Below are 12,746 nucleotides of genomic sequence, written 5' to 3'. Positions count from 1 at the left end.
AGCCAGATGACCATTGTGGTGTTATAATATGCAGTTCGATTTTTCCGTCACCTTGGTGAATTTGTCCCAAGTAACGGTAATTTCACGTCCAAATATTTGATGTTCAACTAGTAGGTGGAAGATAATCTGTATGGAGCAAACTCCTCAGTCGCAATTAAAACTTCTTATAATTAAAGGTCGAGAGCAAGGGTACTTAACCTTTGCAGAAGTCAACGATCACCTTCCACAGGATATGATCGACGCCGATCAGGTCGAAGACATCATCCAGATGATCAACGACATGGGTATCAAAGTGTGTGAAACACCACCTGATGCCGATGAATTGTTAATGCAAGAGCAAACCAGCGATGATGAAGTTGTTGAGGCTGCTGCGGCTGCATTAGCTACGGTTGAAAAAGAAATTGGCCGAACGACTGACCCTGTTCGCATGTACATGCGTGAAATGGGTACGGTTGAACTTCTGACTCGTGAAGGCGAAATTGAAATCGCTAAGCGTATTGAAGAAGGTATCTACACGGTTCAATCTTCTGTTGCCGAATACCCTCAGGCTATTAGCTACCTATTGGATCAATGGGACCAATACGAAGCAGAAGAAATTCGTCTTAGCGACATTATCAATGGTTTCTTAGATCCAAACGAAGAAGACGTTGCACCTGCTGCGACGCACGTTGGTTCAGAGCTTAACGAAGAACAGCTTGCCGACGAAGACGGTGAAAATGACGAAGACGACGACACTGAAGAAGATGAAGTAGATACAGGTCCAGATCCAGAAGAAGCGCGCGAGCACTTCATGGAGCTTCGCCGTTTATACGATGAATCTACTGTTTCAATCAATGAATTAGGCCGTGCTCACCCAGATACGCAAGAAAAAATCAAAGCGTTAGGTGAACACTTCCGTCTATTCAAGCTTATTCCAAAGCAGTTTGACCGTCTTGTTAAAAACATGCGTGACATGATGGACCGCGTTCGTGTTCAAGAGCGTTTGGTTATGAAGCACGTGTGTGGCTATGCCAAATTACCTAAAAAAGACTTCATCAAGATCTTCCCTGGTAACGAAACAAAAACATCTTGGTTAGACCTTTTACAAAAAGGTGATGACCCTGTAGCACGTCGATTAAATGACGTTGACGTAGAAGTACGTCGCAGCATTCAAAAGCTAAACGAGATCGAAGAAGAAACGCGTTTAAGCATTGAAGCTATTAAAGACATCAACCGTCGCATGTCAATCGGTGAAGCAAAAGCTCGCCGTGCGAAAAAAGAAATGGTTGAAGCAAACTTACGTCTTGTTATTTCGATTGCTAAAAAGTACACCAACCGCGGTCTTCAATTCTTAGACCTTATCCAAGAGGGTAACATTGGTCTAATGAAGGCGGTTGATAAGTTTGAATACCGTCGTGGTTATAAGTTCTCAACTTATGCAACTTGGTGGATTCGTCAGGCTATTACGCGTTCTATCGCAGACCAAGCTCGTACAATCCGTATTCCAGTTCACATGATTGAGACAATCAACAAGCTAAACCGTATCTCACGTCAAATGCTTCAAGAAATGGGTCGCGAACCGACTCCAGAAGAATTGGCAGAGCGTATGGTGATGCCAGAAGACAAGATCCGTAAAGTACTTAAAATCGCAAAAGAGCCAATCTCAATGGAAACACCAATTGGTGATGACGAAGATTCGCACTTAGGTGACTTTATTGAAGATACGACGATTTCTTCACCTGTTGATACAACGACATCTGAAGGTCTACAAAACGCAACTCGTGACGTTTTAGCCGGCCTAACAGCTCGTGAAGCTAAAGTACTTCGCATGCGTTTTGGTATCGATATGAACACTGACCATACTCTTGAAGAAGTAGGTAAGCAGTTCGATGTAACACGTGAGCGTATTCGTCAAATCGAAGCAAAAGCATTACGTAAACTTCGTCACCCATCTCGTTCAGAGCCTCTTAAGACGTTCCTAGACGAATAGAGCGCCGAATAAAGAGACGAGTAAGACGAGAAAGTCAGACATGACGAGAAAGTCTAAATAATAAAAAACCAGTTCACCCGAACTGGTTTTTTTATATCCAACGACAGCCTACACCTCATCAGAAAACACATCTTCAATTCGACAACCAAACAACCGAGCAATTTTAAATGCCAAAGGCAAACTGGGATCGAATTTACCCTTCTCTATCGAATTTACCGTTTGTCGTGATACATCGAGTGCAAGTGCTAAGTCAGCTTGGGTCATATCACGCTCTGCTCTTAGGACTTTTAAACGGTTTTTCACAGGTACTTCCTTCTACTCATCACTGTGCCTAAACCATAGGTAATACCCATCACAAAAAGCAGGCTCGAGGCGTTAGGTTGATGCTCGATGAGTTTAACTGCATGGCAAACTCCATACGCTGCACCAGCAATCATAGTAACACCAAGTGACAGCGCCATGGCCTCTAACATGATGCGTTGTTGCAGTTCGTCTAAGCTCTCTAAATGCGCTTTATTGGCTAAAATCATTTTTAAACCAACTAGCACATTAACCACTAACATTATTAATGTTAATACAGTATTAAAGTCCCAAATAAACATGGGCCCAAAAGTAAATAGTGCCAACGACAACAGCCATAAACCTGTCCATAACATCAAAGGCTTAACAGTTCGTTGGGCAGCTTGGTTCATGTCGCTACATAAGCTTGAGTCTTTCATTGGTATAACTCCTTTGTCAAAAAGTAAAACAAACTTTACTCAAGCAAAATAGATCACAAAACACACAAAGTCAAACAAACTTTACTTTATGTTAATAAAACTTGTTTTTATTTTAATCTATTTTCGAACGTCAAAACCTATTCTTACAATTTTTTTACCGATTTTTATCTACAAGGTTTTTAAACTAATAACTCAATTGTGCCATTGCACAGTTAAATATTGAGTGTTAACCTTTGGTCGTTTTCAATTTTACACTTGTTATAAATGCGCAAATTAATTCTTATTACTTTTATACTCAGCTTTTTAAGCACTCAAGTGCTTGGAAGTGTTTCGTATGAAAGTGAGCACAAGACTCAAGGCGCGTTGCATGGTTTAATTCATGAGTTAGGGCAACCGCATAGCCACGACCATGATAATGAAGAAAAATTTGAAATTTCATACTCAACTGAAGCGATTGAGCACGTTCAGCAAGATTTAGATTGCTGTGTTGTCGCATTAGTGATGACTACGGTAGTTGAGCTCCCAGATAAAAAGCCTTCTGGGGCTGTTATTTGGTATGCCAACAACTGGTCACCCCCATTTATTCAACACATAAACCCACCCCCTCGGTTTTAATTCAAAATAACTATTCGAGCCTCGTGATATAGACACGCGAGGTATTGTTGTATTTGTTTTTTTGGATTAATTATGTTTTTCAAATTACTATCGTTGCATTCTTGGCAACGCTTAACAGCGCAGAGTATGTGCGTTGTGTTATTTTCACTTGCTTTATCAAAAGTGGTAAATGCATCACCTGGGGCTCATGGCCCGAATGGAGAACACCTTGATACTTCGAAGGGAGTTTTGACCTCCTCAAAGCCTAAATTTGAATCCTTTACTGAATCGTTTGAGGTCTTAGGTGAATTATATGACTCCAAACTAGTTATATACCTTCATGACTTTAAGACAAATAAACCTATAGAGAATGCTTCTATTGAGCTTGAGACTGATGATTTGTCAGCTGAAGCTGTATACTCTGACATCGAACAAGCTTATCTATTAACTGAAGAGAAAGTCATTGAACGGTTGAATGCAGAGGGTGGGCATGAAATTGTTCTAACTATAATGACCGAAAACTATGGTGATTTGCTCGTCGCAAATCTCAATATTTCAAATACTTCCTATGAAAGTGATCACCATAATGACGATCATCACCACATTCCTTGGCTAGAAATTTTTGTAGCACTGATAGTGTTTATTACCGGTTTCCTTTTAGGTCGTGTCAAAAAGGAGAAAAAGTCATGAAAAGCTTTCAAACTCTAGCGTTGAGTCTTTTAACGACAACTTTGTTCTCTTCAGCTCTAATCGCTTCGCCAGGGGCTCATGGTCCAAATGGTGAGCACTTAGATCAAAAAGCAAGTAAAACCAATGGGCAACTTGGCAGGCAAGACGATGGTTCTGTATTGATGCCAATGAAGCATCAAGCACTTTTAAAGATAAGAACACAGTTTGCCGAAGTAACAAAAACCAGAAAGCATGTGCAATTACACGGTACTATTAAGCCACATCCAGATGGCTTTGCTATCGTTCAACCAAGTAGTGATGGACGATTAGATGCGCCGAAGAAAGGCATGCATATCAGTGGCACGTTGGTAAAAGCGGGTGAAATTCTTGGCTTCATAAGGTACCAGTACACGGCTTTTGATTTTGCCAATCAAACCAGTGATCTAGTTGCAGTTAGAAACCAGATTGCTCAAGTAAAACGTGATGTTGACAGGCTTAAAAACTTAGGTGACCTAGCTTCGAAACAAGAGCTTGAGCGACTCGAAACACAATTGACAATATTCAAACAGCAAGAGGGAGTATTAGAACAAGGCCTAGAAAAATCAGAAGCTCTAGTCGCGCCTATCGATGGTGTATTAGTCAATAATTCTGTTTCTAAAGGTCAGTGGGTTGAGGCAGGTCGCACATTATTCGAAATTGTTTCTCTAGATAAGTTTTTAGTAGAAGCGACGACTAGTGGTGAAAACCTATCGGCAGAACTCACAACTGCAAAAATTACGCAACTCCCCAATGTCACCGTGAGCTACATTGGCTCTTCTCCACAATTAGTCAACGGACTTGTACTTGCAAACTTTGAATCATCAAGTGAAATCAAGCCGTCTCATATCCAATTAAATAAACCCGTTACCCTACAAGCACCAATTAACCGGGTGATTGAAGGAATTGTGTTACCAGCTAAAGCTGTAGTACTGAGCCCTAACAACTTACCACAGGTATGGATAAAGCTTTCAGCAGAACGCTTTTTACCGCAGATTGTTGAATATGAAGAATTAGAGCCCGGTTTGGTGGTTATTACAAATGGTTTAGGGGCAGACAACCGTGTTGTGGTTGAGGGTTCTTCGTTACTCAATCAGGTAAGGTAGGCTAAAGACATGTTTAATTATTTAGTAAAGTCGAGCCTCAACAATAGATTAATAGTTTTACTCATAGCTTTAGTCATGATGGCCTATGGCTTATTGCAAGGAGAAAAACTACCTGTTGATGTATTTCCTAACTTGAACAAGCCAGTAGTGACCGTACTTACTGAGGCTGGGGGGATGGCCCCTGAAGAAGTAGAACAACTCGTCACTTTTCCATTAGAAAACTTGCTTAATGGTGTGACTGGTGTCACCAGAATTCGCTCGACATCGGGGATTGGGCTATCAATTGTCTATGTTGAATTTGAGTGGGATACCGATATTTATCGCAATAGGCAATTAGTTTCAGAACGTCTGGATTTGGCGTCCGAACAATTACCATCCGGTATTACTTCTGTTATGGGCCCTGTATCTTCAATTATGGGTGAGGTCATGCTCATTGCATTGCCCATCATTGACGAACAAAGAGCCAACCCTATGCAAGCAAGAGAATACGCAGACTTTGTTTTACGGCCGCGTTTACTCTCTATTCCGGGGGTTTCCCAAGTCATTCCAATTGGCGGAGAAGTGAGGCAATTAAGGGTCGCACCTGATACCGTCCGGATGCGCCAGTTAGGTGTTAATTTAGAGCAGCTTCAATCGTCACTTGAAGATTTCGCTGCAAATTTTGGTGGTGGATTTATAGATCTTAACAATCAAGAGTACTTAATCCGTCATAAAGGACGCACACTCGACATCTCCAACTTACAAAACTTAGCAGTGGGCTGGCATAAAAACCAAGCAATTTTACTCTCTCAAGTAGCCAGTGTTAGCTATTCAGCTGCGGTTAAACGCGGTGACGGCGGATTTAATGGAACTCCAGCAGTAGTTATCAATGTCCAAAAACAACCAAATGCTGACACTGTGCAATTAACGGAGCAAATCGAGTCAGCCCTAGAGGAATTACAAACAGGCCTGCCAGAAGGAATGACCGCGCCTAAAGTGTTATTTAGACAAGCAGATTTCATTACATCATCAATCGATAATGTTACGGAAGCATTAAGAGATGGTGCAATCATGGTGACAATTATTTTGTTTTTGTTTTTGCTATCAGCAAAAACCACGATAATTTCACTGTTTGCTATTCCTTTATCGTTAGCGGTTACAGTCCTTATTTTTCAATGGCTCGGCCAAAGTATCAATGTCATGACATTAGGTGGCTTAGCGATCGCAATTGGTGAACTTGTAGATGACTCTGTAGTTGATGTCGAAAATATCCTACGGCGATTAAAACAAAATGCCCTTTCAAACAAACCCAAATCTATATATGAAGTTGTTTGGCGAGCAAGTGTAGAAGTTCGTTCGGGTATTGTTTATGCCACTGCAATTGTCATATTAGTGTTCCTACCATTATTCGCATTACCAGGTATTGAAGGCCGTCTTTTTTCACCTCTTGGTGTCGCATATATCGTTGCTATTTTAGGTTCATTGTTAGTGTCTATGACCGTAACACCTGTACTTTGTTACTATTTACTGCCAGGTGCAAAAGTAATCCACCAAGGTGACAGCACTATTGTCGCCAAATTAAAGTATTGGCAAGGCCTGTGGATAGAGTGGGCGTTACCCAAGTCAAAACATTTGATTGCAGCAGTTGGTTTGTTAGCAATCGTAACAGCATCAAGTGTCACACAGTTTCCTAGAGCGTTTTTACCTGCCTTTAACGAAGGTTCTCTCGTTCTAGGCATGATTTTTGAGCCGGGGACGTCTCTCGAAGAGTCTAATAAAATGGGCCACCTTGCTGAATCACTTTTGCTATCTGTACCAGAGGTGACGCAAGTAGGTAGAAGAACAGGGAGAGCCGAATTAGACGAGCATGCCGAAGGGGTTCATTCTTCTGAAATTGATGTCGATTTAATCGCATCTGAACGCAGTCGAGACGAAGTTCTTGAAGATATCCGTGACAAGCTATCAGTCATTCCTGGACAAGTCGCAATTGGACAACCCATCTCTCACCGCCTAGATCACTTACTTTCGGGTGTCAGAGCACAATTAGCAATTAAGCTTTTTGGTGAAGACCTAGAGAGCCTGCGCATCAGTGCAGAATCAATTCGAAGTAAATTAGAAGACATTCCTGGATTAGTTGACATCAATATCGAAAAGCAAGTACTGATACCGCAATTGAGTGTGAGGTTAAATTACCAAGAGTTACCAAAGTACGGTTTAACTCCTGGTTCTGCTCTTCGCCAATTGAATATGCTGACTGAGGGAATAAGTGTCACAGATGTTATTGATGGCGTCCAAAGGTTTGAGTTGGTCGTTCGATTAGATGATAAAAACAGAAATCCAGACCAACTGTCACAAACACTTATTGATTCCCCTGCAGGGCAAATTCCAATCTCTTATATTGCTGATATCGAATTACTCGATGGGCCTAATCAAATATTACGTGAGAATGGTCGAAGAAGGCTGGTCCTTTACGCTAACAGCGAAAATGTAGATGTAAAACAACTACTAAAACAAGTACGTGAAGTTATTGCTCAAGAAGTACTTCCCGAGGATAGTTTTGTGAGTATTGAAGGGCAATTTTTAGCGCAAGAACAAGCCATGAGGTTATTGATTGTGCTATCTGGTTTATCATTTATTTTGATTTTCCTGGTTTTATATTTGCGCTATCAATCCATGGTCTTCGCTTCGATCATCATGTGTAGCTTACCAATGGCCTTGATCGGTGCTGTCTTTGCGATGTGGTTTACCCATACACCGCTTTCGGTTGCTTCCGTAGTAGGATTTATAACCCTAACCGGAATTGCAGCGAGAAACGGAATTCTGAAAGTCAGTCATTACCTAAATCTCATCCGCTTCGAAGGTGAGTCATTTAATAAAGCCCTTATTATTAGGGGAGCCAAAGAGCGTTTATCACCAGTCTTAATGACATCGATGGTGACGGCATTTGCTCTGATTCCATTACTTTGGGCGGCTGACGAACCCGGTAAAGAAATCCTGCATCCTGTCGCCATTGTCATTTTTTCAGGGCTTATGAGTTCGACACTTTTAGATACATTGCTTACACCACTTCTTTATTGGAAGTTTGGTAAAAAGCCGACTGAGAAATGGCTCAACTCTAATTCAAAAGAATTGATTTAACAGGTTAAATGTGGCGCCTGTGCTTTTTAGAAAAGTTCACAACATTACTAAAATTGATATTAAAAATAAAAGAGATATAAAATGAAAACACAATTATTAAGCGTTGTATTAATTACATTAGTTTCACTATTTTTTACTAATACTTCATTAGCTCATGGCGACCCAACACCTAAACACGGTGGTGTAGTTAAAGTTGAACATGAAATGATGTTTGAATTAGTGCGCGATGATGCTGGTACTAGCCTTTACTTAAGAGATCACGGAAAGCCTTACCCGACTGAAAAACTTACTGGTAGTGTTACCGTTCTTGCTTCAGGCAAAAAAGTGGAGGCTGATTTACAACCTGCAGGTGAAAATAAAATGACCGCCAACGTAAAAATTGAAGATGGCGCTAAAGTTTTAGTAAAAGTTAAAGAAGATGGCCATCATTCAGTTACGGTAAGATTCAGTTTTTAATATAACTTCTGAGTTAGAATGTCCTCACGCCTCTCTGTAGTTGAAGGACAAAAAAGCCAGCACTATGTGCTGGCTTTTGTATATTAGATTGTCGACTCAATCTTATGCTGTAACTTAAATTAACCGGTTAGGTCATCAAAAAACTTTTTCACTCCGTCAAAGAAGCCTTGCTCCTTTGGACGATACTTTGACGTTTTACCAGACATGCTTTCTTCAAGCTGTCGCAGTAACTCTTTTTGGTCATCATTTAAGTTAACAGGTGTCTCAATGATCACTTTACACAACAGATCACCAATGGCACCGCTGCGCACTGATTTAACACCTTTGCCACGTAAGCGGAACATTTTGCCTGTTTGCGTCTCTTTAGGTACCTTGAGCTTGGCACGTCCATCCAAGGTTGGCACTTCAATCTCACCGCCCAATGCAGCAGTAGTGAAACCAATCGGTACTTCACAGTACAGATTATTGCCATCTCGGACAAAGATTGGGTGATCTTTTACGTGAACTTGTACAAATAGGTCACCTGATGGTGCGCCATTCATACCAGCTTCACCTTCACCCGCTAGGCGAATTCGGTCACCGGTGTCGACACCTGCTGGGATCTTAACCGAGAGTGTCTTGGTCTTTTCGACTCGACCTTGACCGTGACAGCTATCACACGGATCAGAAATGATCTGGCCTTGACCTTTACACGTTGGACACGTTTGTTGAACCGCAAAGAAACCCTGGCGCATCTGAACCTGACCTGAGCCACCACATGTCGTACATGTTTTTGGTTTAGAACCAGCTTTTGCACCTGAGCCATCACACGGCGAACACGAAACCCAAGTCGGTACTTTAATTTCTAATTCTTTACCGCGAACAGCGTCCTCAAGGCTCATTTCTAAGTTATAACGCAAGTCAGAGCCACGTTGTTGACGTTGACCGCCACCACCGCGACGACCGCCACCAAAAATGTCACCAAATACATCGCCAAACACGTCAGAAAAGTCTGCATGACCGCCGCCAAAGCCACCGCCACCATGACCTTGCTCAAACGCCGCGTGTCCGTACTGGTCATACTGCTGACGCTTTTGCGCGTTCGACAGGATCTCGTAAGCTTCTTTTACTTCTTTAAACTTAGCTTCTAGCTCTTTATCCCCTGCGGTACGGTCAGGGTGATACTTCATCGCTAGGCGCTTGTACGCTTTTTTGATTTCACGTTCTGTTGCGCCTTTGTCTAGGCCAAGAACCTCGTAATAATCGCGTTTAGACATATCCTAAAAGTACCTTCTTTTTTACAAAAACAAGGGCGTATAAAACGCCCATGTTATTACAACTCCTGCTTTAAATGGCAGTGATGATTATTTTTTGTCGTCGTTAACTTCTTCGAACTCAGCGTCAACTACATCATCGTCTGCAGCATTGGTTGCTTGTTCAGCACCTGCATCACCTGCACCTTGCTGGCTTGCCGCTTTAGCTTGAGCAATTTCTACTAGCTTTTGAGAAGCTTCCATAAGCGCTTGTTGTTTCGCTTCGATTTCTTCTTTTGTACCAGACTTAGATGCGTCTTTTAACTCAGAAATCGCTTTTTCGATTGCTTCTTTGTCTTCAGCAGGAACTTCGTCACCTGCTTCAGCTAGCTGCTTCTCAGTAGCGTGCGCAAGACCGTCAGCTTGGTTACGAGCTTGTGCTAGCTCTTCAAACTTCTTATCTTCTTCTGCGTTCGCTTCTGCATCGCGTACCATTGCTTCGATTTCGTCATCAGACAGACCAGAAGAAGCTTGGATAGTGATCTTCTGCTCTTTACCAGTATCTTTGTCTTTCGCTGATACGTGTAAGATACCGTTTGCGTCAACGTCGAAGATAACTTCGATTTGTGGAACACCACGTTGCGCTGGACGGATACCTTCTAAGTTGAACTGACCAAGAGACTTGTTGCTCGCCGCTTGCTTACGCTCACCTTGTAGTACGTGAATCGTTACCGCAGACTGGTTGTCTTCTGCTGTAGAGAAGGTTTGAGACTGCTTAGTTGGGATAGTTGTGTTCTTCTCGATAACCGGAGTCATCACACCACCCATAGTTTCGATACCCAGTGATAAAGGCGTTACGTCTAGAAGAAGTACGTCTTTAACGTCACCTGATAAAACACCAGCCTGTGTCGCCGCACCTAGTGCAACTGCTTCGTCTGGGTTTACGTCTTTACGAGCTTCTTTACCGAAGAAGTCAGAAACCGCTTTTTGAACCATAGGCATACGTGTTTGACCACCAACTAGGATGATGTCGTTCACATCGCTTACTGATAAGTCAGCGTCTTGTAATGCTTTCTTAACTGGCTCTAATGTCGCTTGAACCATGTCTTCAACTAAAGACTCTAACTTAGCACGTGTAAGTTTGATGTTCATGTGCTTAGGACCAGAAGCGTCTGCAGTAACATACGGAAGGTTTACTTCAGTTTGTTGTGCTGAAGATAGTTCGATCTTCGCTTTTTCAGCTGCTTCTTTAACACGCTGCATTGCTAGCGGGTCGTTCTTAAGGTTAACACCTTGGTCTTTGTTGAACTCTTCAACTAAGTAGTTGATAACACGGTTGTCAAAGTCTTCACCACCTAAGTGAGTGTCACCGTTTGTCGCTAATACTTCAAACGTTTGCTCGCCATCAACTTCATCGATTTCGATGATAGAGATATCGAATGTACCACCACCTAAGTCGTATACTGCAACAACATTGTCGCCGCCTTTTTTACCTACACCGTATGCAAGAGCAGCCGCTGTTGGTTCGTTGATAATACGCTTAACTTCTAAACCTGCGATACGACCAGCATCTTTAGTTGCTTGACGTTGTGAGTCATTAAAGTATGCAGGAACAGTAATTACTGCTTCTGTAACTGGCTCACCTAAGAAGTCTTCCGCTGTTTTCTTCATTTTCTTAAGAACTTCAGCAGAAACCTGAGGCGCCGCCATTTTTTGGCCTTTCGCTTCTACCCATGCATCGCCATTGTCAGCTTTAACAATTTTGAATGGCATGATGTCGATATCACGTTGAACTTCTTTGTCTTCAAAACGACGACCGATCAAACGCTTAATCGCGAATAATGTGTTAGTTGGGTTAGTAACCGCCTGACGTTTTGCCGGCTGACCTACTAGCGTCTCACCTTCATCGGTATAAGCGATGATTGAAGGGGTAGTACGATCGCCTTCTGCATTCTCGATTACGCGAGGCTTGTCACCGTCTAATACTGCAACACAAGAGTTTGTTGTACCTAAGTCGATACCAATGATTTTACCCATGAGATTCACTCCGAAAACATCTGTATAAAAGGGTTTAAATATTTGTTGCACTATTAGTGGGGTTACTCGATGGCTTTTCAACTCAAAAAGTTAAATTTTTTTACATTTTTCTGAAATTTTTTTGAGTTTTTGTTTTCTTGAATAAGTAATAACCAATTCTTCGTTATTTTGCAGGGATTCTGAGCCGCTGTTATTGGATTTAATTGTTAGGCGTCTCTATAATGCCCTCATTATTGACCACGCATGGAATGACCCAAGCGTACAATCAACCAACATTTAGGACACAGTTATGCCTTTATTAGATAGCTTTACCGTAGACCATACAAAAATGAACGCACCGGCTGTACGCGTTGCTAAAAAGATGCAAACGCCAAAGGGTGACAACATCACGGTTTATGACCTTCGCTTTTGTGTGCCTAACGACGAAATTTTGTCTGAGCGCGGCATTCACACGCTAGAGCATTTATTCGCTGGCTTCATGCGCGAGCATTTAAATGGCGAATCAGTAGAAATCATCGACATTTCACCTATGGGTTGTCGTACTGGTTTTTACATGAGCTTAATTGGTGAGCCGACCGAGCAGCAAGTTGCTGATGCATGGTTAGCTTCTATGAACGACGTCCAACAAGTTCAAGCGCAAAACGAAATCCCTGAGTTAAACGAGTACCAGTGTGGTACATACGAAATGCACAGCCTTGAAGAGGCGAAAGAAATCGCCAAGAATGTTGCAGACCGCGGCGTTAAAGTAAACTTAAACGATGAACTTAAGTTAAGCGAAGAGTTTCTTAAAACTCTATAACTGAAAGATTAA

Annotated in this window: 11 protein-coding genes; 7 read left to right on the top strand and 4 right to left on the bottom strand. The window is 42.0% G+C overall.

Annotated elements, in window-relative coordinates; translation table 11 throughout:
- Positions 1–130 precede the first annotated feature (130 nt).
- On the top strand, positions 131–1,969 hold the full coding sequence (rpoD, locus tag J1N51_RS13030) for an RNA polymerase sigma factor RpoD (protein WP_208831687.1): 1,839 nt from the start codon (positions 131–133) through the stop codon (positions 1,967–1,969).
- A gap of 108 nt (positions 1,970–2,077) precedes the next feature.
- Here rpoD and J1N51_RS13025 read toward each other — a convergent pair whose 3' ends face one another.
- Together J1N51_RS13025 and J1N51_RS13020 are read right to left on the bottom strand one after the other, a co-directional pair.
- A complete protein-coding gene (locus J1N51_RS13025) occupies positions 2,078–2,272 on the bottom strand; it encodes a helix-turn-helix transcriptional regulator (protein WP_208831686.1) in 195 nt (64 codons plus the stop codon).
- A complete protein-coding gene (locus J1N51_RS13020) occupies positions 2,269–2,688 on the bottom strand; it encodes a hypothetical protein (RefSeq protein WP_208831685.1) in 420 nt (139 codons plus the stop codon). Before J1N51_RS13020 ends, J1N51_RS13025 begins: the two co-directional genes overlap by 4 nt.
- Positions 2,689–3,003: 315 nt before the next feature.
- Here J1N51_RS13020 and J1N51_RS13015 point away from each other — a divergent pair, with 315 nt between their 5' ends.
- The 5 genes from J1N51_RS13015 to J1N51_RS12995 all read left to right on the top strand — a co-directional run bounded on the left by J1N51_RS13015 (position 3,004) and on the right by J1N51_RS12995 (position 8,666).
- On the top strand, positions 3,004–3,303 hold the full coding sequence (locus J1N51_RS13015; RefSeq protein ID WP_232842810.1) for a hypothetical protein: 300 nt from the start codon (positions 3,004–3,006) through the stop codon (positions 3,301–3,303).
- Positions 3,304–3,375: 72 nt separating this feature from the next.
- Positions 3,376–3,972, top strand: a complete 597-nt coding sequence (locus tag J1N51_RS13010) for a hypothetical protein (protein WP_208831683.1) — start codon at positions 3,376–3,378, stop codon at positions 3,970–3,972.
- The gene (locus tag J1N51_RS13005) at positions 3,969–5,093 is read left to right on the top strand and encodes an efflux RND transporter periplasmic adaptor subunit (RefSeq protein ID WP_208831682.1); all 1,125 of its coding nucleotides are present in this window, start codon (positions 3,969–3,971) and stop codon (positions 5,091–5,093) included. The genes J1N51_RS13010 and J1N51_RS13005 overlap by 4 nt, the downstream gene beginning before the upstream one ends.
- Positions 5,094–5,102: 9 nt before the next feature.
- Positions 5,103–8,210, top strand: a complete 3,108-nt coding sequence (locus J1N51_RS13000) for an efflux RND transporter permease subunit (RefSeq protein WP_208831681.1) — start codon at positions 5,103–5,105, stop codon at positions 8,208–8,210.
- Between the two features lie 81 nt (positions 8,211–8,291).
- Entirely contained in the window at positions 8,292–8,666 is a 375-nt protein-coding gene (locus J1N51_RS12995; protein WP_208831680.1) for a hypothetical protein, read from the top strand.
- Between the two features lie 119 nt (positions 8,667–8,785).
- On the opposite strand, the gene dnaJ is transcribed toward J1N51_RS12995, so the two are convergent.
- Together dnaJ and dnaK are read right to left on the bottom strand one after the other, a co-directional pair.
- Positions 8,786–9,922, bottom strand: a complete 1,137-nt coding sequence (gene dnaJ / locus J1N51_RS12990; protein ID WP_208831679.1) for a molecular chaperone DnaJ — start codon at positions 9,920–9,922, stop codon at positions 8,786–8,788.
- Between the two features lie 87 nt (positions 9,923–10,009).
- Positions 10,010–11,935, bottom strand: a complete 1,926-nt coding sequence (gene dnaK / locus J1N51_RS12985) for a molecular chaperone DnaK (RefSeq protein ID WP_208831678.1) — start codon at positions 11,933–11,935, stop codon at positions 10,010–10,012.
- A 289-nt stretch (positions 11,936–12,224) separates the two neighbouring features.
- On the opposite strand from dnaK, the gene luxS reads away from it, so the two are divergent.
- Positions 12,225–12,734 carry an S-ribosylhomocysteine lyase gene (gene luxS / locus J1N51_RS12980; protein WP_208831677.1) on the top strand — a complete coding sequence of 170 codons (510 nt, stop codon included), beginning with the start codon at positions 12,225–12,227 and terminating at the stop codon, positions 12,732–12,734.
- Positions 12,735–12,746: the final 12 nt, after the last annotated feature.

Source organism: Psychrosphaera ytuae (genome assembly GCF_017638545.1).
Lineage (GTDB): Bacteria > Pseudomonadota > Gammaproteobacteria > Enterobacterales > Alteromonadaceae > Psychrosphaera > Psychrosphaera ytuae.
This window is presented reverse-complemented; position numbering and strand designations above follow the sequence as displayed.